Raw genomic sequence first — 23,552 nt, 5'->3', positions numbered from 1 at the left:
GCTTGACGCTTAAGCGTCAAGCCGGACTGCCCCCATATATCCGGGTCACTTGGCGGAACCCAACGCGATGTCTGTGCCCTCACCGCCCCAACCGGCCGGACTGCGCCAGATGACATGGATGCGGAAGACATCGCGGATCATGTCCGCGGCCCAGTCCTCGGCGGGCGGTTCGGAGAGAACGAGGTAGAGACCGTCGGCCCGGTCGGGCAGCAGGTGGGCGATCTCGAGCAGCCGGGTCGCACCCGCGCGGAGGTCCGCATAGGCGGAGTGGCCTGCGCCGAGGGCCTCGTAGAGGAAGAGGCCGCGCCCGGTGACACAGCTGACGTCGACGACCGGCGAGTCGGTCGGCTTGAGGTCCGCCCAGAGGAGCGAGGCCTTCAACGCGTGGCGGACCGCCTCGTGCTTGTTGCACGTGCGGTCGGCCGCGGCGGCCTCCGTGAGGGTGCGGAGGAAGACCTCCCTCGTGGTCGGAGCCGGTGCGGTGTCCGCGGTCGTCATCTGTGCTTCTTCCTTCTGTCCAGGATGCTGGTTGGGGTGCTGCGGGACGTTGGGCACGGCCTCGTCGGAGTCCAGCTTCTTCGAAACGGCGGTGGTGCAGCGCTCCTGAAGCTCCCGCCGCGCTTCGGAGAGAGGTTCAGTCCATCCGGACGCCGCCATTTCCTCTGCGAGCCGCCCCCTGTCCAACGCGCCGTCCTTGAGTGCGCGGTTGGTCGTCGCGGCGAGGTCGCGCAGCACGCCCAGCCGCTCCCGGTCCGGTTCGCCGAGCAGGTGGAACACGTCGACCCAGTCGGCCTGGTCCCGCCGGAGGACGCGGTTGGCCATGCCCTGGAGCTCAGAGAGGCGGCCCCGCGCGTCGGGCACGTCGTCGACGCTCCCCGCGAGTGCTCCGAGCACCCCCATCGCCGCGAGGTAGCGACCGGCCATCCGCTCCGAGACGGGCGAGCGGCCGCGCTGGTCGGCGGTGAGCACGGTCTGGCTGGTTTCGTTGGCGAACACCCAGCAGTCCAGCAGCTCACCCCGCCGCGGCGGAACCGATCCGTGGCGGACGGTGAGGACGAGCGGTCGATCGATCACGGGGGAGAGCGGTCTGACCTTGTAGCGACCGCCCGGCGCCCGCTCCACGACCTCGACCCTGACGTCGGCGCCGATCCGGGGCAGCCGCTCCGGCGTGCTCTCCGGCTCGGAAAACGCACCCTCCGGCTCGGCCGGCGCCTCGTCGGCCCTGGCGCCGGTGAGCGCCTCCGGCAGCGGGGCGGTGTGCAGGACGGTCAGACTCTGGGTACTGCGGGTGAGCGCCACGTAGAGCTGCCGCAGCCCGGCGGGACCGCGATCGGCGATCGTGGCGGGCTCGACGACCAGGACGTGGTCGTACTCCATGCCCTTGCTCTGGGCGGCGGCCAGCACGGAGACGGCCGCGCGGTCCTGCTCGCCGATGTCGCCGCCCTCGTCGATCCGGCGGCTGATCGCCTCCAGCCAGTCCGAGTCGTCGGGGACGATGACGGCCACGGACCGGGGGGTGCTGCCGTCGTTGGTGCGGACCAGGCGGGCCACCTGGGCGACGGTGTCGTCGAGCAGCTTCCACGGCTCGGTCGCCACCGTCCGTACGGCGTCCGCCCCCGCCTCGCGGACGGCCCGCGGGTACGGCAGGGCGGGGGCGATCGAGCGCGCGAGCGGCGCGACGAAGGCCATGATCTCGGCGGGGACGCGGTAGCTGGTGTTCAGCCCGGCCACGCTCCAGTCGCCGTGGTCGGAGAGGAGCACGCCGAGCAGGTCCCAGCTGGTCGGGATGTGGGCCCCGGTCGCCTGCGCGAGGTCGCCGAGGACGGTCATCGAGCCGCCCGTGGCGCAGCGCCGGCGCAGGGCGCGGGCCTGCATGGGAGTGAGGTCCTGCGCCTCGTCGACGACGATGTGCCCGTACCGCCGCAGCGGTTCGCCGCCGATCAGCACCTGGAGCTCTTCGAGGCAGACACGGTCGTCGAGGGTCCACGGGTCGGCGTCGGCGCTGGAGGCGCGGGCGCGGGAGAGGGCCGCCCGTTCGTCCTCGTCGAGGATGCCGTCGGCGCAGGCGTTCAGCAGCTCGGCCGAGTCGTAGAGGGTGCGCAGTGCCTCCCGGGGGCCGGGCGAGGGCCAGACGCGTTCGAGGAGGCGCTCGACCCGGCGGTTGCGCTCCAGGTCGCGGCGGATCGTGTCGGCCTGCCCGCGCCGCGGGGCGACGGCGGCGAGCTCCTGGAGGAGCCGGTCCACCAACAGGCCGCGGAAGCGGTCGCGCCGTTCCCGGAAGGAGCCGCCGCCGGAGTGGGCCCGGTCGAGGAGGGCCAAGACCTCGGACTTCGGCACGCGCAGGGTGGTGCTGCCGGCGGTGACGACGACGGCGGGTTCGTCGCCCTCGAACGAGGGCTCCACGGTGAGCCCGTCGAGGGCTTCGGGGCGGTAGTCGCTCTCGACCCGGCGGTGCAGCACGGCTGCCATCCGCTCGTCCGACTTCACCAGGCGCGCCTGCGGGGAGTCGGTGCCGAGCACCTCTCCGTCCCAGAGGCGGTCCAGTTGGACGGTGTTGACGTCCCGGGTGCCGAGGGTGGGCAGGACCTGGCCGACGTACTCGAGGAACCGCTGGTGGGGGCCGACGACGAGGATGTCCTGGGCCCTGAAGTGCTCGTTGTCGACCAGCCAGGTCACCCGGTGCAGGCCGACCGCCGACTTGCCGGTGCCCGGGCCGCCCTGGATGACGAGGATGTCCGAGGGGGAGCCGGTGACCAGCTCCATCTGGTCGCGGCGGATGGTCTCGACGATGTCCCGCATCCGGCCGCCGCGCGAGCGCTGGAGTTCGCGCAGCAGGAAGTCGTCCGGCCCCTCCGGCCGGAGGTTGTCGGCGGCCTGGCGGGGCTGCGGGACGGTGGGTGCGGCGGCGGGCTCGCGTTCGGCCACGGGGTCGGGTTTGCCCACAGGCTCGGGGGCGGAAGTCGCCGAGGCGATCTCGTCGAAGTAGCCCTCGACGATCCGCTGAACGCAGCGCAGTTGGCGCCGCAGGACCACCTCTCCCGGGCTCTCGGGCCTGGCCTCCATCCACCGCTTCGCCAGCGGGCTGGTCCACAGCACCACCACCGGGTCGTTCTCGCTGTCCGGTACGCCCCGACGCCCGATGTACCACGGCTGGGGCTTGCCACCCGGGTCCTCCGGCGCGTCGACGCGGGCGAAGACCAGGGCCTCGTCGCCGAGCCCCCCGTACGCCTCGGCACGGGCCTGCGCCTCGGCCCGGTTGGCGATCGAGTCCTTGCCGCTCGCGGACGCGGTGGCCGCCGAACTGCCGGTCAGTTCGGCCAGCTTCGCGGTGTAGCAGTCGTACGCGTGGTCCACCGCCGACTGCTCTTCGGCGAGGATCCCGTCCCGAGTGGTGGTGCTCATGTGCGTCCTCCCTGCGGTGCCGGGTGACACCGCTACGGGCATGTGCCCGTACCCGCTGAAACAATTATCAGAAACCAGATCGTTGCGAACAGTCAGCTGCCTGAACGGCCGCTCAGTTCCTGGATGAGGGCGTTGACTTCGGCCCGCCAGACCCGTACCTGGTCGTATGTGGGCCCGAGTTCGTACAGGTGGTAGTGGCATCCCAGGCTGAGCTGGGCCCAGAGGGCCTTCGCGCGCCGGGCAGCCTCCGCCGCCGTGAAGGTGTGCAGGAGGAGCAGCTTGGCGCGGCCCGAGGTGGTGTGGGGCAGGCCGGGCAGCGCGACTTTCAGCGTCTGGTCGACGCAGAGCTCCAGGGCCGTCCGCAGCACGAGGCACGCTCCGCGGTGCCTGCTCGTGGTCGTGACGCCGGCGAGTTCGCTGTCGAGCAGGCGGTCGGCGGTCAGCAGCAGACCTTCGACAGAAGCGGGGCAGTGGGTGGTCATGCGGTCACCTCCGGCTTGCGGATCTTCTGCGCCAGGGCCTCGACATCCGAGACGAAGCGGTGGGGGTCGGGGATCGAGATGCCGTCGGGGTGGGCTCCCCGCTGGCACTTCCGGATGAGGAACCACGCCTGGTCCTTGTAACGACGGCGCACCTCGGACTCGACATCGCCGAAACGTCCCACGTCACCGAAGAGCGCGAGCGCCGCGACCTTCTGGAACCTCTCCGCACTGTCGAGCGCATCCTGGAGGTCCCGCTCCGATCCGCCGGCGCGGTGATGGCGGATCCACGCGGCCTCCAGGAAGGCGTTCTCCAGGGCAATACGGCACAGGCCCGGAAGCACGTGGCTGTACGCCTCGGCGGGAAGGCCCCGAGTGGAGGCGATCGCCCGGGCGTCGCCGATAGCCTGGGCGACCGGGTCGTCGACGCATTCGACCTTCACCCGGGACCCCTCGCCACGCGTGACCTGGAAGACCGTGACCGGCAGTTCCAGGTCGGTGAACGCCTTCTGCAGACGGGTGTCGTGGGTGAAGACGACGATCTGCTGGTGCCTGCCCATCTCATGCAGCACCTGGGCGAGTCCGTGCACCTTGGTCGGGTCCATGGACTGCACAGGGTCGTCGATGACGAGGAAGCCGAACGGGCTGTCCGCCGTCGTGGCCCGCGGCAGGAAGAGGGAGAGCGCGAGGGAGTGCAGTTCACCCTGGCTCATGACGTCGAGCGCGGGGGCGTCCTGGCCGTCGACGGAGGCCGCCATGACGAGCTTGCGGACGCTCGCCTTCTCGCCGCCCTTCAGGCTCACGGCCGTGAGGTCGACGTTGCTCTCCTGCCGCAGGCGCTCCCAGATGTCCTGCGTGGCGCCGGTGAAGCGCTCCATGCGCTGCTCCCGCAGCTCGGTGGTGAGGTCCTTGATCCACTTCACCGCCTTGCGGAGGTTGCTCAGCAGAGGCTTGTCCCGCTCGGTCTCACGTGCCTTGCCCGCCCAGGCGGCGAGCCGGACGACGAGCGCGCTCCACCGCTCGTCGCGTTCCTCCAGCTCGCGGACCGCGGACCTCCTGGCGGTGTCACAGGCGTCGGCCAGGACCATGGCGGCCTCCTCGGCGCTCCGAGCGAGCTCGACGGGGTCGGTGATCTGCCGGCAGTTGATCCACACCTTCCACGGGTCGGTCAGGCAGGCGGGGATGCGTACGGGGGATTCGATGAGGTTCTGGAGATTCCACGCGCCCGCCCGTACGGCGGAGCGCGCGTCCTCGGCAGCCTTCGCCTCGCGGCGCAGCTCCGCGACCTGCCGGGAGGCGTGGTCGTACCACTCCCGTCCGAGGACCCGATCCGTTCCGCACATCGGGCAGACGTCGTCGTAGGGGTGCCGGTCGACATGGGCGAGGGCCTTCTCCAGCAGGTCCGCGCGCAGCCGGGCGCTCTCTGCGTCGGTACCACGAAGGTCCTCCACGTCGGCGAGAGCGATAAGCAGCCGCTGGACGGCCGCCGCGACCTCCGCCAGGTCGGGACCGTGTGCCCCGGCCTCGATGCGGAGCTCGGCGAGCCGGCTGTCGTCGGCCGGGGGGAGGCCGGCGAGGAGTTCATCGATGGTGTCGAGATCCAGAGCGCCCGGGGTGTCCACGGCGACCAGGGCCCGTACGGCGCGCTCGTCGTCCTCCAGCGCGTAGAGGGCGTCCTTCAGACCGGGAAGGGCGTCCCGCATCTCCTTCGCGGCAGCGGCGAGGGCCTTCTCCCGCGTGCTCAGCCTGTTGGTCGCGGTGGAGAGCAGCTCCATACCGAGGATGGCGGCGATCGCGTCATACCGCTCGGACGGCTTGCCGGTGAGCATGAGGTCGAGGTCGGTGTACGAGAGGAACGGCCGGTGGTCGGTGAGGGCCGTGTCCCAGCCGGCCTCGGCCAGGGGCACGGTTGCGTGGCCCGGGCGCTTGAAGGTGGCCTCGGAGCTTCCGAACTCCTTGCTCGTCCAGGTACGGGTGAGGGTGCTGCGGCTGGTGTCGCCCTCGATCGCGAGCTTGACCTCGATCGCGGGGTCGTCGCCGGCGTGGAGGTTGGACCAGTGGCCGCCGCGCGTGGCGTCCTGGCCCGACCGGTGGACCCTGGCACCGGTGAAGCCGACCTCGATGGCGTCGGCGAGGCTGGACTTGCCGGAGCCGTTGCGGCCCACGACGAGGTTCACGCCGGGACGGGGGCTGAGGCTCAGCCGGGCGCGGGGGCCGATGCCGCGGAAGCCGTTGACGGTGAGGGAGTCGAGAAAGACGCGCCCGGAGACGGCCGACGAAGCGACGGTGCCGTCGGCGCCGCCGTCGAGCGCTTCACGGAGAAGGGCCTTGACGGGTCCGGGGAGGGCCGACTCAGCCAGGCGCTTCGCCACGGTCTCGGCGAGGGGGAGCGCGGTCCGCTGGTGCTGTTCCTTCTCAGGCACGGGGGCCTCCTGCGCGGTGTGGCGGGTTCGGCGGTATCGATCACCGCCTTCTGACAGGAGGAGACGATAGGAGGAGATGGGGTATTGAAGTCTTTGGAGGACTGATAACCAGGGTTATCAACTTTGCTTCCAGTAGGTCTAGTTGATGGCTCTTCGCCTGTCGCCCGGATGGCAGGTCGTGTTGGCTGTGACGGGCTCCGCGCTTCTGGGGCCGCGCGGTCGTCGCGGGAACCGTCTGTCGACGGGGAAGCCTGCCGCCCCGGGCAGGTTCATGAGCATGATCCCCTTGATAAGGGGGGTTATCAGGCAATTAGTGAATCCACTACTGATTGGCGGTAGGCTTCTGCCGTTCGTTCGGCGAGGCCCACCGGGTCGCCGTGGCGGACGCGATTCCGCGGAAGGGTCCGTGGACGCCTACGAACGCCCACGGGAGGGGGATCGATGAGCAGTCCGACGCAGGTTGACGGCTCCCCCATCCTGCCCGGCCCGCCGTCCTGGCGTATCGGATACGCCGAGATCGCCGCCCTCGCCCAGGTGAAGCGGCCCGTTCCCACCACCTGGAGCCGGCGCCACTCCGACTTCCCCGCACCGGTGACCCGCCAGGGCGGTAGTCCGCTCTTCGACGCGCAGGAGGTGGTGGAGTGGCTGGCGAGGACGGGCCGGGGCAACACCGAGCCCCGGCGCCTGCGCGCCGAGGTGGCCCTGCACACCCTCTCCGCCTGGCGGTCCTCCGGCCTCTCCGCCCCCGTTCTGGTGGGCGCGCTGACGGCCCTGATCTGCCTGCGCCAGCAGCACGACGCTCCCGTCGGGGAGGGCGCCTGGGCCGATCTCCTCGACCGGGCAGCGGATCTCGACGCGGAGGACGCCTTCCTCCTCTCCGAACTGCGGGCCGTTCCCGACGCGGAGCGCCTGGGTCCGGCCCTGGGCGCGCTCGCCGACGAGCTGACCGAGGCCGCCTACACCCCTGCCGAAGCTCTCGACTGGGTCCTGGAGGCCCGCCGCCGCCTTGGCTCCCACGACCTGGCCACCGAGGAGCCCACCCCGGCGGTGGCCCGCGCCCTCGCGGCCCTGGCCGGCGTCGACACCCTGGCCGACGAGTCCGTCCTCGCCACTCCGTACGCCCGCAGCGGCGACCTGCTCGCCGCCCTGCACGCGGCGGCGCCCGAGGACTCCGGGCACACCTACCTCGCGGCCGAGCCAGATCCGACGCTCGCCCGTCTCGTCCGGCGCCGGATGCTCGTCCGGGGCGTGTTCGAGTTCTCGCTCGACGTCACCGAGGGCGAGGAGCTGTCCACGGACGAGGGCGACCCCGACGTACTGGTCTGCGCCCTCCCGTACGAGGCGGGCGAGACCCGCAGCGCACGCCAGGTCCTGGAACGGATCCAGGCCCTCACCGACTACCTCGGCGAGGGCTCGGCGGCGGTCGTCCTCGGGCCGGCCGACGCGCTGGTCCAGGCGCTGCCCCGGTACGGCGGCGCGGACCGGCTGCGCCGCTCCTTCCTCGATGAGGGCCTCCTCAAGGCGGCAATCAGCCTGTCCGACGGAGCCTTCGCCTACCGCCCCGGCTACCGCACCGCCGTCTGGATCCTGGCTCGCACGCCCGAGGACGAGCGCGCGGGACTTGTCCTCCTCGCTGACTACTCCGCCCAGCCGCTCACCGGGCCGGTCCTCGACGTGCTTGCCGAGGACATCGCCATCTGGAAGGCCTCCGACTGGCGGGGGGACCGTCGGCACCAGCCCCGCCACGCGGTAGTCGTGCCGGCAAAGGAGCTCGACGACCGGCCGGGCGCCGCCTTCACCCCCCAGCACCGCTCGCCCGAGGCCCGGCACACCCGGGCCGTCGTGGAACGCCCGGCCCGCATCTCCGACGTGGAACGGCACATCGCCGAACTCGACGAGCGCACCGTGCGTCAGGTCGGCGCCGGCGGGCTCCTGACGATCGGGGCGGTCCTCCGCCCCGAGGACCAGCCGGTGCGCCGCACGACCGTCCGCCGTCTTCTGAAGGAGCGCCGTCTGCGTCGGCGTCCCGGCCACCGCATCGCCCTCGAACACCTCTCCTCCGACGGCCACTACGCGGTGATCGGGCCGGAGGAGATCCTCGGTACCGCGCGGTTCGGGAGCCGTCGCATCGACCGAGGCCTGGTCCTCACGGCGTACGAGCACGTCCAGTTCACCGAGCCGGGCGACGTCGTCGTCACCACCAGCCCACGCTTCGGCGTCCACGTCGACACCGAGGGCCTGTCGGTCGTCGCCGCTCCCGCCCGCGTCCTGCGCATCCACCCCGACGCCGATCCTCCGGTGCGCCCCCGGGCCCTGGCGGCCCTGCTGCAGGCCGCCGCCTCCGAGCACGGCCGCACCAGCGGAGCCGTACGCGCCTCGCACGGCATCGAAGACCTGAGCGTTCCCGACCTCGGGCGCGAGGAGCTGGAGCGGTACGAGGCTGTGCTCGCCGAGATCGAGCGCCGGGCAGAGCTGCTGCGGCAGCAGACCGAGGCGCTCGACGACCTGGCCCGCATCACGGCCGCCGGCATGGCCGACGGCACCCTGACCATCAAGAACTTCCCCGAAACCGCCAGCTGAAGGAGACGGCCCACCTTATGCCCCCGCGCAAAAAGAAGCCCACCGAGCAGGAGGAGCTGTTCAGCGCCTCCACGCCCAAGGAGATTCAGGCGATCCTCTGGAAGGCCGCCGACAAGTTGCGCGGCTCCATCGACGCCGCGCAGTACAAAGAGTTCGTCCTCGGCCTGATCTTCCTGAAGTACGTCTCCGATGCCTTCGAGGAGCGTCGCAACGAGCTGGCCAAGGAGCTTGCCGAGGACGGCATCTCCGAGGATCAGATCGGGGACTTCCTGGAGGACCGCGACGAGTACACCGGTGCCCACGTCTTCTGGGTTCCGGAGACGGCCCGCTGGTCGTGGATCGCGGCCAACGCCAAGAGCCAGGGCGTGGGCAAGCTCCTCGACGAGGCAATGGACGCGGTCATGCGCGAGAACGCCGCCCTGACCGGTGTCCTTCCGAAGATCTTCAACCGCGACAACGTCGACCAGAAGCGCCTGGCCGAGCTCGTCGACCTCATCAGCGACGCGCGCTTCGGCGGCACCGAGGACAAGCCGGCACAGGACATCCTGGGCGAGGTGTACGAGTACTTCCTCGGCAACTTCGCCCGCGCGGAGGGCAAGCGGGCCGGGGAGTTCTACACCCCGCAGTCCGTGGTCCGGCTGATCGTGGAGATCTTGGAACCGTACGAAGGGCGTGTTTACGACCCGGCATGTGGCTCCGGTGGCATGTTCGTCCAGGCCGCTAAGTTCATCGAGGCCCACCGGGGCAAGGGACACAAGGCCGACATCTCCGTCTTCGGCCAGGAACTGAACGAACGCACCTGGCGCCTGGCTAAGATGAACCTCGCCATCCACGGCATCGACGGCAACCTGGCGGCGCGCTGGGGCGACACCTTCGCCGACGACAAGCACCCGGACCTCAGGGCCGACTTCGTGATGGCCAACCCGCCCTTCAACATCAAGGACTGGGCACAGGATCAGGGCGACGCCCGCTGGAAGTACGGCGTCCCGCCGAAGAACAACGCCAACTACGCTTGGCTCCAGCACATGGTCTCCAAGCTGGGAGAACGCGGTACGGCGGGCATCGTTCTGGCCAACGGCTCGATGAGTTCGACGCAGAACGGCGAGGGCGAGATCCGTCAGTCGATGGTGGAGGCCGACCTCGTGGCCTGCATGGTCGCGCTGCCGCCGCAGTTGTTTCGCACGGCGCAGATTCCCACGTGTCTGTGGTTCCTGGCCAAGGACAAGAGTCCGCAAGGTGCGAAGCGCCTTCAGGACCGGCGCGGCGAGATCCTCTTCATCGACGCGCGGGCGCTCGGCGAGATGGTGGACCGTACGGAGCGCATCTTGACGGAGGTCGACCTCGCGAAGATCGCGGGCACCTATCACGCCTGGCGCGGTACCAAGTCTGCCCAGGATGAGGGACTGACGTACGAGGACCAGCCTGGTTTCTGTTTCTCGGCAGACCTGGCGACGGTCAGGGAGCACGGGTACGCGCTGATCCCGGGGCGGTACGTGGGGGCCGTCGAGACGGAGGAAGAGGACGCGTCGGCCGTGGCCGCACGGATCGCCACGCTGACGGAGGAACTGTTCGGGCTGTTCGAGCAGTCGGCGGAGCTGGAGAACACGGTGCGGGAGCAGCTGGGGGGCATCCGTGGCTAGGACCACCACGACGACGGGCGGACGCGCCGCCACGACGGGGGTCATCCCCGGCAAGTGGGCCTTGAGCGTCGGCAGGCCGGACATCCCGGCACCCGCTGGTTTCGAGTGGACTCCGCTGTCGGACATGGCCCGCCTGGAAAGCGGTCACACTCCGAGTCGTCGGCATGCCGAGTACTGGGACGGCAATGTTCCGTGGATTGGCATCAAGGATGCAACGGGAAACCATGGACGGGTCATCACCTCCACCCTGCAGACCGTCACCCAGGCAGGCCTGGATAACTCGTCCGCCCGCCTGCTCCCCGCCGGTACCGTCTGCCTGTCCCGAACGGCATCAGTGGGCTATGTAGTCACAATGGGCGTCCCCATGGCAACGAGCCAGGACTTCGTCAACTGGGTCTGCGGTCCCCGGATCTCATCCCGCTATCTCCACTATCTGCTGGTGATGGAGCAGGAGTCCGTCCGAAGGTTCGCGCACGGAACGACTCATCAGACGGTGTACTACCCTGAGGCCAAAGCCCTTCACGTCTGCGTTCCCAGCCGTGACGAGCAGGACCGGATCGTCTCCGCGCTCTCTTCTCTTGACAACAAAATCGCCGTCAACGACCGCATCCAGGAAACGGCCGACGAGCTGATCCGCCGCCTGTACGCCGCGGCCCAGGCCGAACGAGATGCGAGGGAACACCCCCTCCTGGACGCCCTGCGCGTGACGTTCGGAGCCCCCTTCGCCTCCTCCGAGTTCTCCAATGAAGGCACCGGCCGCCCACTGCTTCGGATTCGCGATCTCAAGACGTTTAATCCGCAGGTGTGGACGACTCAACATCTGGAGAAGGAGCTGGTGGTCAACCCGGGAGACGTGGTCGCTGGCATGGACGCTGAGTTCAGGCCCACGTTCTGGCTGGGCGATGCGGCGGTAATGAACCAGCGAGTCCTACACGCGGTGTCTCGCGTGGGTGGGGGGATCGCCCTCGCCCGCGAGGCACTCCGGGCCCCCTTGGCGAAGGTGGAAGGCTACAAGACCGGGACGACCGTCGCCCACCTCAACAAGAGCGACCTGTCCACGCTGGTCGTCCACGTCCCGAGTGAGGGAGCCACCAGCAGGTTCCAGTCGGCGGCCGAGCCGCTGAGGCAGCGACTCGTGGCCGCGGCGATGGAGTCCCGCACACTCGCCGCCCTCCGCGACACCCTCCTCCCGCAGCTCATGTCTGGCCGTCTCCGCGTCCGTGACGCCGAGAAGATTGTCGAGGACCACGTATGACCGACGCCTCCGACGACAGAACGAACCACCGCCCCCACGAGTCCGACTGGGAGCTGCTCGCCCTAGATGAACTGGCCGAGCTCGCCTGGGAGCCAGCCCCCGGCAATGAGTTCGCCCCCGGCTCCGGGCACCGGAAGTCCTGGGACGACCTGATCCTCTACCCGGACCTCCGGGACGCGGTCGAGCGGCTCAATCCGGACCTGCCGCCGGACGCCGTCAGGGACGCCGTCGGCATCGCGGCGACCCCGTCCTCCCAGGACACGTATGAGGAGAACCGCACCGCCCACGGTTACCTGACCGCCGGCATCCGGTCCGTCACGTACACCGACGCCTTCGGGGCCGAACACAACCCGACCATCCGCCTCGTCGACCTCGACGACCCGGAGGGGAACGTGTACCGGGTCCTCAACCAGGTCACCGTCATCGACGGCGAGAAGCGTCGCCGCTTCGATGTCGTGCTCTACGTCAACGGACTGCCGCTAGCCGTCCTGGAGCTCAAGCGCGCCGGCGACGAGGACGCGACGCTCCAGGACGCGCACACCCAGGTCACCCGCTACGTGGAGGAGTTCCCGACCGCGTTCCGGTACAATGCGGTAGTCCTCGTCTCGGACGGGATCACGGCCAAGTACGGCACGCCGTTCACGCCGTATGAGCACTTCGCGCCGTGGAACACGGACGAGTTCGGCGAGCGCGTCGACCCGTTCTCCGCCGAGGGCATATGGGACTCGGGCCAGAACCTGGCCCTGCACGGCCTGTTCACCCAGGACCGCTTCCTCGCCCTCATCAAGTCCTTCATCAACTTCGTGCCGTCGAAGCGAATGAAGCGCATCGCGAAGCCTCACCAGTACCACGCCGTCACCCGCGCCGCCGAAGCTGTACGCGTCGCAGCCGCGAGCGACGGGAAGGCCGGCGTCGTCTGGCACACCCAGGGCTCCGGCAAGTCCGAGGAGATGGTCCTCACCACCACCATGGTGATGAAGGATCCGGCGCTGCTGAACCCGACCGTCGTCGTCATCACGGACCGCACCGACCTCGACGATCAGCTGTACTCGACGTTCCTGGAGAGCGAGATCCTCCCGGAGGCGCCGAAGCAGGTCCTCACCCGGGCCGGACTGCGCGAGGAGCTCGCTGCCAAGCGGGTCGGTGGCATCCTCTTCACGACGCTGCAGAAGTTCGGGCGGACGAAGGAGGAGAAGGAGTCCGGGGCTGACCACCCGCTCCTCTCCGACCGCCGGAACATCATCGTCGTCGTCGATGAGGCGCACCGCAGCCACTACGACAACCTCGACGGCTACGCCCGCCACCTGCGCGACGCGCTCCCGCACGCCACGCTCCTCGCCTTCACCGGTACGCCGATCTCCGAGGCTGACCGCAACACCCGCGAGGTGTTCGGAGACTACATCGACGTCTACGACCTCAAGCGGGCCGCCGACGACGGTGCGACGGTGAAGGTTTTCCACGAGAGCCGGGTCATCCAGCTCGTCATGGACCGGGACGTCGACCCGACGACCATCGACGAGGAGGCCGACCGGATCACCGAGGGGCTCGACGATGTCGAGCGCCGCCGGGTCGAGCAGGCCGTCGCCACGATGAATGCGATGTACGGCGCACCCGCCCGCATTCGGGACCTCGCCGCCGACCTCGTACAGCACTGGGAGACGCGGCGGACGGCGATGCAGCCGTTCGTCGGCGTCTCCGAGACGGGCGGCGCGCCCGGCAAGGCGATGATCGTTTGCGCCACCCGCGAGATCTGCGTCAGCGTGTACGACGCCCTGTGTGAGCTGCGGCCCGAATGGCACAGCGACGAGATCGACAAGGGTGCGATGAAGATCGTGTTCTCGTCGAACACGCGCAAGGACTCCGACCGGCTCCTCGCGCACGCGCTGAGCGACAGCCGTCGCAAGTCCGTTATCAACCGGGCCAAGGACCCGGAGGACGAGCTGCAGCTGCTCATCGTCAACAACATGCTGCTGACCGGCTTCGACGCGCCTCCCGTCCACACCATGTACCTGGACCGGCCCCTCAAGGGCGCTGGCCTGATGCAGGCCCTGGCCCGCGTCAACCGCCGCTTCCGGGGCAAGGAGGACGGCCTCCTCGTCGGGTACGCGCCGCTCACCGAGAACCTCCAGCGGGCGATCGCCGAGTACACGGACGCCGACCAGCAGGACCGCACGCTCGGGCAGGACCTCGACCGGGCGCTGGACGAGCTGCGCAACGAGTACGACATCCTCAACGACATCCTGCGGGGCTTCGACTGGCGGACCCGGCTGGACATCCCCTCCAAGACGGCGTTCATCGACGCCGCGCTCCGGGCCGCGAACTACCTCCTCGACCCGTCCACGCCGGGCAACAACCCCGAGACGCTCGACGATCCCCGGCAGACGCTCGGCCGGCGCTACCGCGAGCACGCCCACCGCCTGGAGCGCTTCCACGCGCTCTGCGGCAGCTCCACCGGCATCGGCGAACGCTTCCCGGACCACCCGGCCTGGCGCAGGGACATCCAGTTCTTCGTCGAGGTCCGCGCCTACATGGCGAAGATCGACGCGATGAATCGCGAGGCCCGCGGCCTCCCCGTCGCCCGCGACGTCGAGCTGTACCTCGCGCAGCTCACCTCCTCGGTCGTCGAGACCGGCGGGGTGACCGACCTCCTCGCCGAGGCCGGCCTGGAGACCGCCGACCTGACGCACCTCAACGACGCGCTCGTCGCGAAGCTCCAGAGCAGCGAGACCCCCCACCTGGCGGCGGAGGCCCTGCGGCGGCTCGTCGAACAGAAGATGCGCGAGGTGACCCGGCACAATATCGTCCGGCGCACGACCTTCTCCGAGCGACTGCAGGACCTCATGGTCCGGTACATGCGGCAGCAGTGCACGAGTGCGGAGCTCATCGCCAAGCTTGTGGAGATGGCCAAGGAGGTCATTGAGGACGCCCGGCGCGGTGAGAAGTTCGAGCCGCCGCTGGACTGGCGCGAGCTCGCCTTCTACGACGCGGTCGCCGACCACGGCACGGCTCGCTCGGTCATGGGCGACGAGGTGCTGGCCGGCATCGCCCGCGAGCTGGTCGCGGAGGTCCGCAGCAAGCTCAAGCCGGACTGGATCGCCCGCGAGCCGGTCCGCGCCCGCCTTCGGAGTGCCATCAAGCGACTTCTGGCCCGCCGCAACTACCCGCCGGACGAGGCCCCGGAGGCCATCGACCTGGTCCTTAAGCAGATGGAGCACTTCGCCAACGAGTGGTCCACGAACCGGGAATAATAGGGTCGGGGACTGAAAACGGAGCATCAGCCACCGTGCCAGTCCCCGACGCTACTCATAGGTGGGTACATGGCGTGCGGGGACGGTCTGGGGACCACACGCCGTAGACCAGCTCGCGCAAGGCTTGGCCTTCTGCACGGACAACGCGTTCCGTTCAGCGCACGGCAGGCTGAGGTCAACATCGCCGGGCGACTGGGGGTCAAGGGGGCGCAGGTTCAAATCCTGTCGTCCCGACAGTGATGTCGGTTGTGAGAGCCGGTACTTGGGAAACCGAGTGCCGGCTCTTTTTGTTGTGGCGTCAGCTGGTGGTCGCATTGTGGTCGCCGGGCCACATCGGCCAGGGCGCTGACGGCTCGGCTGTTCGTGCCTGCTGGTGGGCGGGCAGTTGCTGGTGGGGGCGTGGGTTCTGGTGCCAGGGGTGCCGGGCCCGACAGCTGGGTCGGCCGAGGACGGCGAGGTCGGCGTAGAGGGGGCCGGCGAGTGGGTGAAGCGCAGGAAGCGGGCGGTCTGCTCCTTGGTCCGCAAGCGCCTGGGGGCTGAGGCGTTTGGTGGGGTTGCGGGCGAGCCGGCCGTCGTGGACGGCGGTGGACAGGGCGCTGGAGAGGGTGGCCAGGATCCGGTAGACGGTGACCTTGCCGCGGCCCCGGCGCAGCTGCGTGGTGACGAAGGCCTGCAGGTGCTGGCGGGTGAGGTCGACCAGCGGGATCGTGCCGAGGCCGGGGATCAGGCCCTGTTCGGCGTAGGCGCGGTAGCGGCCCATGGTGGTGGGCTTGAGGCGCGGCTCCTTCTCGTCGAACCAGTCCCTCAGGTATTCGGCGGTGCGCTGCCGCGGGTCGGTGATGACGCACAGAGCGAGGCCCGCGTTGAAATGCCGCAGCGGGGTGCGGGCGTCGATCTCGTCGGGGAAGCCGGCGCGGCGGACGGTGCGGCGGTGGCCGTCGACGGGCGGAGTGGTGATCGCCTCGAAGGGGCTCGCGCACGGGTCTTTCCCTTCCCGTGTGCGCCCGCGAGGCGATCACCGTGCGACCACCCGGCCACGAGAATACTGGCTGACCTGCGGTTCTCTCTTGGCCAGCAGCGAAGGGAGAACCACAGGTCAGCCGGGCTTCACCGGGTGTGCTGTCGCCCGGGGCTCGGTCAGAGGAAACGGACGCCGTTCGCGGCGGCGGCGTCGCGAAGGAGCTGCGCGAAGCGGTCCCGGCTGCGCCTCTGGTGTTCCTCGGCCTGTTCGTCGTCCCAGTCCTCGGCGTCGCCGAGGACTTCGTCCGTGTCGAGGTCGTCGTACTCGCTGTGGAGGAGCCAGCAGTCGTGGATGCCGGTGAGGAGGTCTTTGAGGAGGTCGCGGGCGGGAGCTTGGGGTCGAGGAGGGTGAGGCGAAGGCCGGTGTCCTCCGGGTCGGCCTCCTCGTCGGCGCATTCGGTGAGGGCGTCCTCAAGGTTCTCGAGTTGTTCGCGCAGGCCGGCGGGGTCGGGGAGGAGACCGTCGGCGACGTGCATGGCGTGACGGAGGAGGCCGGTGACGACGTCGTCCGGGGTGGCACCGTCCTCGATGAGGCCGAGGACGAGGGTGGGGGTCTCGTGGGGGAGGGCCTCGATGTTGTCGGCTTCCAGAACCACCTGGGCGGGGTCGTCGCCGGAGGCCTCTGCGGTGACCTCGGGCGCGGTGGCCAGCCAGTGCGCCGCCGCGACGGCCGCCGCGGTCGGGTCGACGGCCGAGAAGAGCTCCACCGACCCGGACGGGTTCTGCTCCAGCAGTCGGTCGGCGGCGACGATCCGGACGGGGGAGGCGTCCTCGCGACTGAGCAGGACGGCCTGCTGCGCGCGTCCGGCCAGGTCGCCGAGGTCGGCGCCCTCCACGGCGGCGAGTTCGGCGGAGGTCTGGGCGAGGGCGCGCTCGGTGAGTTCGGGGCTGTCGAGGTGGTGGAGGACGCGTCCGACCTGGTGGGGGGATTCGAGCAGGCGGCTGCAGGAGACGACCATCGAGCCGCCGCTGGGGAGGTTCGGTTTGGCGATCGCGTCCGGGACCTTGGCGACGGCCTTGCGCTCCTCCTCGCGGTGCCAGCCTTCGGTGTTGGGCTCCAGGGAGTGGCCGGTTGCCCCGGCGGGGGCGGGGCAGCACGGCAGCCGCGGGACCGGGCGGGGCATCCCGCCGCGACTCGACGCCGCAGTGAGCGAATACCCAGCGTCATCGTTTGCACACTCCAAGCGACCTGGCGTGATCTTCGACGGGAGACCCCTCATGCGCATCCGTCGGGCGGCCATCATCGCCGCCACCGGCCTGCTCCCCTTCGCCCTGGCCTTCCCCACCCCCGCGAGCGCCGCCACCGGCGACTTCCTCTACAAGGTCGGCCGCGGTGCTCCGGCCGGGCTCGTCGACCCGGAGAGCGAAAAGTGCATCGACCTGCCCGGGGCGACCGATGAGGACCCGGCCTTCGCACCCGAGAACTTCACCACCTCGACGGCCGTGGTGTTCCTCGAGTCCGGCTGCAGGGGCGACGTGTACCGCGTGATGAAGCCGGGCGCGAAGCTTGGCAACCGGCTGCACCTCCGCTCCGTCCTCTTCTCCTGAGCGCACCACAGGATCGACCGTCACCGTCCCGGCGGGCCGGGCCGGGCCGGGCCGGGCCGTGTCGGTGCGGGTGGATACCGTCGAGGGCAGCAGGGCCTGTTGCCGGGGCCCGGGATCAGGGAGAGGGTGGTGGGGACGAGCGCCAGGCCTGCCGAACGCGGGCGCGGGGATTGACCGTCTCGGGTGGCCTCCGATGGACACGGCGCGGGAACTGCGGGCCGCGCTGCGCGCCGACCACGGCTTCTCCGGGGACGCCGAGCGCCTGGACGCCGAACTCGCCGCCCAACTGCTGCACCGTCTGCCGGTCGACCTTCTCGATCAGGTCGAGGAGGTCCCCGCCGTCCCGCGACGCACCAGAGGACATCCTGGAGCGTGGCGACAACAGGGCCGGGTTGTGCCCGGGGCCATGATGCCGGCAGCCGTGTGCCGTAGGTCGTGCAGCTCGATCCGGGGCAGGCCCAGCTCGGCGGTGCGTTTGCGGAGCTGGTCGAGGACCCACTGGGGCCGCAGGCGTGACCCGTCCGCGTGGGCGAGGGCCAGGCCTTCCAACCGGCCCGTCGGGTGGGCGTTCATCTGGATTGCGGCCTGGCGGTGGAGAGCGGCCGTGACCCAGGGGGAGAGGCTGATCCAGGCGCGGCCGGCCTCGGTCTTCGGCTGGTCGAAGTGGAGGTCGCCGTTGTCCACGGCGGACAGGGTCCGGCGGACGAACAGCTTGCGGTCCATGAGGTGGATGTCCGACCAGTGCGGGTGTCAGGAACTCACCGCGGCGCATGCCGGTACCGGGCAGGACCTCGAACAGGTCTCCCGCCCTCGTCCCGGCACCCGCACTGCCGGTACACCCTGCACACCGCCCGGAAGATCACCATCCGCATCCGGTGGGTAGCCGAACTTGATCCGCCCGGGCCGGCGAGTGGCAGCGAAGGGTGTCCCGGCCGACCGGCAGGCGGTGTGGGATCTCGGATTCCGTGTCCTCTCCCCACGGGCGCTGCCCACCGCGTGGCCGAGAGGACACGGGACCGGAAACCGGCAGGTGAATCGCCGCTGCCCGAGCCAAGGGCCGTCTCGCAGCGGCGGGACGCAAGTGAGATGACCTCTCATGCCATCGGTGTGCTCGCGACCACCGGCAACGCCCCGCGGCCCGGCAACGCCCATGTGGACACGGTGGGCGGCGACGACCGGCGTGTGCTGGCGGTGTTGGGAATCCAGGAAGGAACCGGCCGGCCCCGGGCGCTCGCCGAAGGCCTGGCAGGTGAGGGGGCGGCGAAAAGGTTGGTCTGCAGGGCCGACGGAGCCGGGTAACGTCTTTGTTATGTTCTTCCAGACGCCGACTTGCGAGTGAGTGCGTGATGGGCCCCTGCCGGCGTCCTTCGATGCCGCCGCCCGTCCTCCACCGATGAATCCGTAGATCACTTCACTTCACCACCGGGAGAACCCGCGACCGTGAGCAAGAACATTAACAACCCCGTGGGCATGGGCGGCGGCCAGCGCAAGAGGCAGTCCCGCGCCGAACGGCAGAACAACGGTCCGCACCGCAACCTCGACCGCCAGGGTGCAGCCGACCAGAAGGCGGAACTGGTGCGCAAGATGCGCGAGAAGGCAGGAACGGTTGAGGGCGCCGGGCAGGCCGGCGGCGACACCGTACAGGGCTGACGCACCGCCGCCGCAGCGCGGTACCGCACGGGGCAGGGCTCGGACCGCGACGCGCGGTCCGAGCCCTGCTGCCGTACTGGGCGCGGCGGGTCCCGCTCGGCTTTTGGCCGACCACCCGCGTCTCAGCTCAGCTGACCACCCCTGGGGCAGCCGCAGAATCGGCAGCCCCGTCATCGCCACCACCCCGAGCTGAACCAGCAGCTCGGCACGTCCCCGTGCCCAGCCCGGGCAGCACCGCAGCCGGCGGCGGCAGAGGATGGGGACACGAGAGCGCGGCGAGGATCCGGTGGACGGTGACCTTGCCGCGGCCCCGGCGCAGCTGGGTGGTGACGAACACGGCCAGGTGCTGGCGGGTGAGGTCGATCAGGGGGATCGCGTCGAGGGCGGGGATCAGGTCCTGTTCGGTGTAGGTGCGGTAGCGGGCCATGGTGGTGGGCTTGAGGCGGAGTTCCTTCTCGTCCAGCCGGTCCCGCAGGTAGTCGGCGGTGCGCTGTCCGGGGTCGGTGATGACGCACAGGGCCAGGCCCTGGTTGAAGCGCCGCAGTGCGGTGCGGGCGTCGAGTTCGTCGGGGAAGCCGGCCCGGCGGATGGCGCGGCGGTGGCTGTCGGGGCCCCGTCGAGGACCAGGGCGAGCGGTATCCGCTGATCGGCTGCAACGGGCGTCCCAAGGGCCGGCGCCTGGACCTGGAACAGGTCCAGGCCGGGCTCGCGGTGTCCGCCGACGGCGGCATCCCCGTGCGTTCCCGCGTCTTCAGCGGCGCCGCGGCCGAGGTCGGCCAGGTCGTCGCAGCGATGAATGACCTCAAAGCGATGGTCGGCACCCACGAGTTCCTGATGGTCGCGGACTCCAAACCGGTGTCCCACTCCAACATCGTGGCTCTGCTGGAGTCCGGGGTGGAGTTCATCGCGCCCGTCCCGGCCGCGCAGATCAAGGACGAGGTCTAGGCGGTCCTGGACCCGCGGCCGGCCGAGCCCGTCGACTGGGTGCCCCAGCGCGACGAGCGGAAACCGGAGACAGAACGGGAGGCCGGCAGGTTTTCGACCGGATGTGTGCCGGCCAGACGGGCCCCGCGTCCGCCGGGCCGAGCACCAGCGCGTTACGGCAGGCCCGTCGGCGTCTCCGTTGAAGGCGCTGTTCGACCTGGTCCGTGGCCCGGTGGCCACGACGGGGCCGCAGGGACGGTGGCGCACGATCCCGGTGGTGGCGGTCGACGGCACGCTGCTTCCGGTGCCGGACGCCTCGGCAAACAACCATTACGCAGAGTGATCATTATGTCGATCCCCATGCAGCGTCAGCATGGTCTGACCTTGTGGGACGGCTCCTTCATCAACTTCCGTGATTTCGCCTTCCCGGACGGCGAAGGACACGGCTACCGCTGGGTGGACATCAAGCGCTTCCGCCTCCTCGGGGACCCGCCCGACGACCGGGCCGGCTGGCGGCCCTGATCGCCCACCCGGAGTTCAGCGGCACTTACGACGGCGCCGGCACCTGGACCGAGCCGCGCCACGGCCAGTGGTGGTCCGACCGCATCACCCCGGCCGTGTACGAGTCGCTCGACGCCCTGGCGGCCGCCGCGGTCATCCGCTCCTGGGCCGCCGACGGAGCCGCCACCCCCGTCGGCCTCGACACCCGGCTGACCACGGACGTCTGCACCCCGATCCGCAACGCCACCAGCCGCTACCTCCTCGGCGAGCTGCCCGAGGACGCGCGCCTTGACTACGGCCCGGTCCACGTCGAGTTCCACGAACCGGTGCTCATCGAGCGCCGGATGGGCGTGCTCACTCTCCTGGTCGCCGCCGACGACTGACCCGGTGGCCTGGGCGAGCCCAGGCGCGAGGCGTGGCGGCAGCGGCGCGAACCGGTACCGCCGCGCCTCGGCCGACGGCACGACCGGGGCGACGACCAGGGTGCTCCGGAGGGAACGGCCGACCGCCGGGGCCGTAGCCGGTGTCAGCTGAAGAGGACGGACCGGAGATGCAGACGGTTCCCGAGCCTCGTGCCCGGCACCATGGTGCGGAAGACGTCACCCGCGCAGTCGGCTTCGAGGAAGGCCACGGTGGTCGACGTGGTGAGGTTCCAAGGCGCGAAGGCCGGATCATCCTCGGTCGCCCCGGGGATGTTGATGCATTCCGCGCTCTGGGGATTGACGAGCAGGCCCGGGAGGCCGCGGCCGTGCTGGTACTCGAATGCGCCGCTGGCGGCGCTGGCGGGGGTGGGAATGGACAGGAGGAGAGTGAGCACGCCGACCGTGGTGACGGCGGCCTGACGAAGGCGCATGGACGGGCACTTCGGGACGGATACCTCGCGGTACCGGGTGATTGGTATGACATCACCCTAGAAGAGTAGAAAGAGAAGAAACGTTTCTTCTGAGTGGGCGTCCGTGTCGCCGTTCGGCGGTGGCAGCCCCGAGGATTCCGCATCCGATCCGTGGGACGAGCCCTGGGCCCGCAGGTGCTCTCGCAGGGCGATCGGCGCGAATCAACTCGGTGGCAGGCCGCTGACGGTGAAAGGCTGGCCCGAGAGCCTCCACCGGGTGGCCGTGATCGGCAACGTGGCCACCCTTCCGCCGGCGCGCGGGCGCGGCGCGGCGGGGGCGTGCGCCGCGCAGCTGTGCCGCCTGCTGCGCGAGGACGTCGTCGACCGGTCGGGCTCAACGTGCACGCCGACCACGCCACCGCGCGGGGGCTGTACGAGCGGCTGGGCTTCACCGTGTCCGCCGCCTTCGAGGAGGCCGTGCTCAGCGCGCGGTGACGACGCGTCAGGTGGGGACGCGCCCCACGGGAGTCCGCTCGGGGCGGCGGGAGCCGGGGTCGGGGGCGGGCCGCTACGCTCGGGCGCAGGCAACCCCTTTCGAGCCGGTGGACGCCGGGTGAGGGCGGTGCGGCGATGTGGCCGCGGATCGACGGCATGCGCTCCCTTGAGCTGGGCACTCCGGACGGGATGCGGACCTGGCTGAACTCCCTGGTGCTGAGCGGGGCGAAGACCACCACCACCGGCCTGTTCGGGGAGTACGCCGAGCAGTGCGAGGAGTTGGAGCACGTCGGCGAGCGGCTGGCCCTGCTGGACGACCGCGGCCGGCCGGTCGGGGTCGTCGAGATCACCGCGGTGGAGGTGCGGCCCTTCGGCGAGGTGGGCTGGGAGCACGCGGCGGCCGAGGGCGAGGGCGACGCGTCCCTGGAGGAGTGGCGCGCGGGCCACCGCGGCTACTGGCAGCGGCTGGGCAGCACGGTCGGGGACGACACCGCCGTGGCCTGCCTGGCCTTCCGTCTGGTCGGCACGGCGGGGCAGGCGCAGGGCCCGTCCGGCCGGACGGCCTCCTGAGGCGTTTCTCCTTGCCGGGTCGGGCAGTCGCCGTCGCCCAGCGGGCCGCACTCGGCCTTGCGGCCGTCCTCGTCCGGTCCTGCGGACGGCCGAGGAGACCGGCCTCTTCCGGCGGGAGGCGTCCTTCCGGTCGCCCCTGTCGGGCTTCGGGACTCACTCGGACGGGTTGGGGGAGGGGGTGGCTGCGGCGTGGCCGCCGGGGTGTCGGGCGTGCGCGCGGTACGCCTTCCCTGCACACGTTCCCGCACGGAATCGGGTACCCCCCATGACTCTCCGCCGTCTGGCGCAGGCCGCTCTGGTCCTCGCCCTGGCCTGCCCGCTCGTTCCCGCCGCCCCCGCGCTGGCCGCCGCTCCGGTCGTCCGGGCGGTCATCCAGCCCCCGCTGCCCGTCCAGGACTTCCCGGAGCAGGTCGAACGGGCCTGCCGCATCTGGGAAAGCCTTGAGTGGCCCACCAGCCTCCGCCCGGTCGACTTCCGGATTCCCGGCCCGGAGTTCATCCGCGGCAGCAACCCGTACGGCAACCGCAGCGGGGACCTCCCGGCTGGCGGCGAGTACCACGAGTACGACGTCAACCCCCGCCCGAAGCCCACCACCCACCGGGACGCCGAGCGCCTGGTCCGCGACGAGCGCACCTCGCAGACCTGGTACAGCGCCGACCACTACGCCAACTTCCGCGAGATCTCCGAAGGCTGCTGACGCGCCCGCAGCGCCCGAGGCCCTGCTCGGTCCGGCCCGGTGGGACCTCCCGCCGGGCCGTCGGTCCTTGGCCGGGTGACGTCGTGGCGATTGCCCTCAGCGCGTCACGGCGAGCGGAGTGCCGCAACGATCCACGATCACATGGTGTTCGGAGCCGGGACGGGCGCGGTCGACGGGCGAGGGGCCGACAAGGTCCCCGTTACCGTTTTCGTGGCCCCGCAACGGGGTTCCCGGCCTCCCGGCCCGGCATGACTTGGTCCCCTTGTCGATCATGATCGAAAAGGTGGT

General features: G+C 70.5%; 20 protein-coding genes and 1 pseudogene. 12 read left to right on the top strand and 9 right to left on the bottom strand.

Features of this window, described 5'->3' with window-relative positions:
* Positions 1 to 45: 45 nt before the first annotated feature.
* The 3 genes from ACFWIC_RS30120 to ACFWIC_RS30110 form a co-directional block, all read right to left on the bottom strand.
* A complete protein-coding gene (locus tag ACFWIC_RS30120) occupies positions 46 to 3,402 on the bottom strand; it encodes a HelD family protein (protein WP_380520456.1) in 3,357 nt (1,118 codons plus the stop codon).
* A 92-nt stretch (positions 3,403 to 3,494) separates the two neighbouring features.
* A complete protein-coding gene (locus tag ACFWIC_RS30115) occupies positions 3,495 to 3,884 on the bottom strand; it encodes a hypothetical protein (RefSeq protein ID WP_380520455.1) in 390 nt (129 codons plus the stop codon).
* Positions 3,881 to 6,304: an AAA family ATPase gene (locus ACFWIC_RS30110; RefSeq protein ID WP_380520454.1), complete on the bottom strand. Its 2,424-nt coding sequence runs from the start codon at positions 6,302 to 6,304 to the stop codon at positions 3,881 to 3,883. The genes ACFWIC_RS30115 and ACFWIC_RS30110 overlap by 4 nt, the downstream gene beginning before the upstream one ends.
* A 441-nt stretch (positions 6,305 to 6,745) precedes the next feature.
* Here ACFWIC_RS30110 and ACFWIC_RS30105 point away from each other — a divergent pair, with 441 nt between their 5' ends.
* From ACFWIC_RS30105 to ACFWIC_RS30090, 4 genes are read left to right on the top strand one after another with little or no spacing between them, the layout of a single operon-like run.
* Entirely contained in the window at positions 6,746 to 8,884 is a 2,139-nt protein-coding gene (locus ACFWIC_RS30105) for a hypothetical protein (protein ID WP_380520453.1), read from the top strand.
* 17 nt (positions 8,885 to 8,901) lie between these two features.
* Complete coding sequence (locus ACFWIC_RS30100) at positions 8,902 to 10,524, top strand: type I restriction-modification system subunit M (RefSeq protein WP_380520452.1); 1,623 nt, start codon at positions 8,902 to 8,904, stop codon at positions 10,522 to 10,524.
* Positions 10,517 to 11,779, top strand: coding sequence for a restriction endonuclease subunit S (locus tag ACFWIC_RS30095; protein ID WP_380520451.1), 1,263 nt, complete (start codon positions 10,517 to 10,519; stop codon positions 11,777 to 11,779). The genes ACFWIC_RS30100 and ACFWIC_RS30095 overlap by 8 nt, the downstream gene beginning before the upstream one ends.
* Positions 11,776 to 15,027, top strand: a complete 3,252-nt coding sequence (locus tag ACFWIC_RS30090) for a type I restriction endonuclease subunit R (RefSeq protein WP_380520450.1) — start codon at positions 11,776 to 11,778, stop codon at positions 15,025 to 15,027. The genes ACFWIC_RS30095 and ACFWIC_RS30090 overlap by 4 nt, the downstream gene beginning before the upstream one ends.
* Positions 15,028 to 15,325: 298 nt before the next feature.
* Here the strand turns inward: ACFWIC_RS30090 and ACFWIC_RS30085 are convergent, their stop codons facing one another.
* Positions 15,326 to 15,835 (bottom strand): hypothetical protein, encoded by a 510-nt coding sequence (locus ACFWIC_RS30085; RefSeq protein ID WP_380520475.1) that lies wholly within the window; start codon positions 15,833 to 15,835, stop codon positions 15,326 to 15,328.
* A 329-nt stretch (positions 15,836 to 16,164) separates the two neighbouring features.
* Positions 16,165 to 16,443 carry a hypothetical protein gene (locus tag ACFWIC_RS30080; RefSeq protein ID WP_380520449.1) on the bottom strand — a complete coding sequence of 93 codons (279 nt, stop codon included), beginning with the start codon at positions 16,441 to 16,443 and terminating at the stop codon, positions 16,165 to 16,167.
* 822 nt (positions 16,444 to 17,265) lie between these two features.
* On the opposite strand from ACFWIC_RS30080, the gene ACFWIC_RS30075 reads away from it, so the two are divergent.
* The gene (locus ACFWIC_RS30075; protein ID WP_355401968.1) at positions 17,266 to 17,595 is read left to right on the top strand and encodes a hypothetical protein; all 330 of its coding nucleotides are present in this window, start codon (positions 17,266 to 17,268) and stop codon (positions 17,593 to 17,595) included.
* A 318-nt stretch (positions 17,596 to 17,913) separates the two neighbouring features.
* Here the strand turns inward: ACFWIC_RS30075 and ACFWIC_RS30070 are convergent, their stop codons facing one another.
* The gene (locus tag ACFWIC_RS30070; RefSeq protein WP_380520448.1) at positions 17,914 to 18,318 is read right to left on the bottom strand and encodes a hypothetical protein; all 405 of its coding nucleotides are present in this window, start codon (positions 18,316 to 18,318) and stop codon (positions 17,914 to 17,916) included.
* A gap of 717 nt (positions 18,319 to 19,035) precedes the next feature.
* Between ACFWIC_RS30070 and ACFWIC_RS30065 the strand changes: the two genes are divergently transcribed.
* Positions 19,036 to 19,245 carry a DUF6243 family protein gene (locus tag ACFWIC_RS30065; protein WP_355401972.1) on the top strand — a complete coding sequence of 70 codons (210 nt, stop codon included), beginning with the start codon at positions 19,036 to 19,038 and terminating at the stop codon, positions 19,243 to 19,245.
* A 127-nt stretch (positions 19,246 to 19,372) separates the two neighbouring features.
* On the opposite strand, the gene ACFWIC_RS30060 is transcribed toward ACFWIC_RS30065, so the two are convergent.
* Entirely contained in the window at positions 19,373 to 19,708 is a 336-nt protein-coding gene (locus ACFWIC_RS30060; RefSeq protein WP_380520474.1) for a hypothetical protein, read from the bottom strand.
* Positions 19,709 to 19,980: 272 nt separating this feature from the next.
* Between ACFWIC_RS30060 and ACFWIC_RS30055 the strand changes: the two genes are divergently transcribed.
* The 4 genes from ACFWIC_RS30055 (at position 19,981) to ACFWIC_RS30040 (ending at position 21,053) form a co-directional block, all read left to right on the top strand.
* A complete protein-coding gene (locus ACFWIC_RS30055) occupies positions 19,981 to 20,190 on the top strand; it encodes a hypothetical protein (protein ID WP_380520447.1) in 210 nt (69 codons plus the stop codon).
* A 178-nt stretch (positions 20,191 to 20,368) separates the two neighbouring features.
* Entirely contained in the window at positions 20,369 to 20,512 is a 144-nt protein-coding gene (locus ACFWIC_RS30050; RefSeq protein ID WP_380520446.1) for a hypothetical protein, read from the top strand.
* A gap of 17 nt (positions 20,513 to 20,529) precedes the next feature.
* Positions 20,530 to 20,691 carry a hypothetical protein gene (locus ACFWIC_RS30045; protein WP_380520445.1) on the top strand — a complete coding sequence of 54 codons (162 nt, stop codon included), beginning with the start codon at positions 20,530 to 20,532 and terminating at the stop codon, positions 20,689 to 20,691.
* 95 nt (positions 20,692 to 20,786) lie between these two features.
* A complete protein-coding gene (locus ACFWIC_RS30040) occupies positions 20,787 to 21,053 on the top strand; it encodes a hypothetical protein (RefSeq protein WP_380520444.1) in 267 nt (88 codons plus the stop codon).
* A gap of 143 nt (positions 21,054 to 21,196) precedes the next feature.
* Here the strand turns inward: ACFWIC_RS30040 and ACFWIC_RS30035 are convergent, their stop codons facing one another.
* Positions 21,197 to 21,523: a hypothetical protein gene (locus tag ACFWIC_RS30035; protein WP_380520443.1), complete on the bottom strand. Its 327-nt coding sequence runs from the start codon at positions 21,521 to 21,523 to the stop codon at positions 21,197 to 21,199.
* 630 nt (positions 21,524 to 22,153) lie between these two features.
* On the opposite strand from ACFWIC_RS30035, the gene ACFWIC_RS30030 reads away from it, so the two are divergent.
* Positions 22,154 to 22,567, top strand: a complete 414-nt coding sequence (locus tag ACFWIC_RS30030) for an ASCH domain-containing protein (RefSeq protein ID WP_380520442.1) — start codon at positions 22,154 to 22,156, stop codon at positions 22,565 to 22,567.
* 265 nt (positions 22,568 to 22,832) lie between these two features.
* Positions 22,833 to 23,264 (top strand): ribonuclease domain-containing protein, encoded by a 432-nt coding sequence (locus ACFWIC_RS30025; RefSeq protein WP_380520441.1) that lies wholly within the window; start codon positions 22,833 to 22,835, stop codon positions 23,262 to 23,264.
* A 2-nt stretch (positions 23,265 to 23,266) separates the two neighbouring features.
* On the opposite strand, the pseudogene ACFWIC_RS30020 reads toward ACFWIC_RS30025, so the two are convergent.
* A pseudogene (locus tag ACFWIC_RS30020) lies at positions 23,267 to 23,462 on the bottom strand (IS5/IS1182 family transposase); the annotation flags it as partial.
* Positions 23,463 to 23,552 lie beyond the last annotated feature (90 nt).

Origin of the sequence: Kitasatospora sp. NPDC127035 (assembly GCF_042726075.1) — a bacterium.
Lineage (GTDB): Bacteria > Actinomycetota > Actinomycetes > Streptomycetales > Streptomycetaceae > Kitasatospora.
This window is presented reverse-complemented; position numbering and strand designations above follow the sequence as displayed.

Coding starts and splice junctions, on each gene's coding strand:
- ACFWIC_RS30075 (WP_355401968.1), top strand. CDS start 17,266: ATGCGCATCCGTCGGGCGGCCATCATCGCCGCCACCGGCCTGCTCCCC.
- ACFWIC_RS30025 (WP_380520441.1), top strand. CDS start 22,833: ATGACTCTCCGCCGTCTGGCGCAGGCCGCTCTGGTCCTCGCCCTGGCC.
- ACFWIC_RS30115 (WP_380520455.1), bottom strand. CDS start 3,884: ATGACCACCCACTGCCCCGCTTCTGTCGAAGGTCTGCTGCTGACCGCC.
- ACFWIC_RS30120 (WP_380520456.1), bottom strand. CDS start 3,402: ATGAGCACCACCACTCGGGACGGGATCCTCGCCGAAGAGCAGTCGGCG.
- ACFWIC_RS30030 (WP_380520442.1), top strand. CDS start 22,154: ATGCGCTCCCTTGAGCTGGGCACTCCGGACGGGATGCGGACCTGGCTG.
- ACFWIC_RS30105 (WP_380520453.1), top strand. CDS start 6,746: ATGAGCAGTCCGACGCAGGTTGACGGCTCCCCCATCCTGCCCGGCCCG.
- ACFWIC_RS30100 (WP_380520452.1), top strand. CDS start 8,902: ATGCCCCCGCGCAAAAAGAAGCCCACCGAGCAGGAGGAGCTGTTCAGC.
- ACFWIC_RS30035 (WP_380520443.1), bottom strand. CDS start 21,523: ATGCGCCTTCGTCAGGCCGCCGTCACCACGGTCGGCGTGCTCACTCTC.
- ACFWIC_RS30045 (WP_380520445.1), top strand. CDS start 20,530: ATGCAGCGTCAGCATGGTCTGACCTTGTGGGACGGCTCCTTCATCAAC.
- ACFWIC_RS30090 (WP_380520450.1), top strand. CDS start 11,776: ATGACCGACGCCTCCGACGACAGAACGAACCACCGCCCCCACGAGTCC.
- ACFWIC_RS30080 (WP_380520449.1), bottom strand. CDS start 16,443: ATGCGCCGACGAGGAGGCCGACCCGGAGGACACCGGCCTTCGCCTCAC.
- ACFWIC_RS30070 (WP_380520448.1), bottom strand. CDS start 18,318: ATGGACCGCAAGCTGTTCGTCCGCCGGACCCTGTCCGCCGTGGACAAC.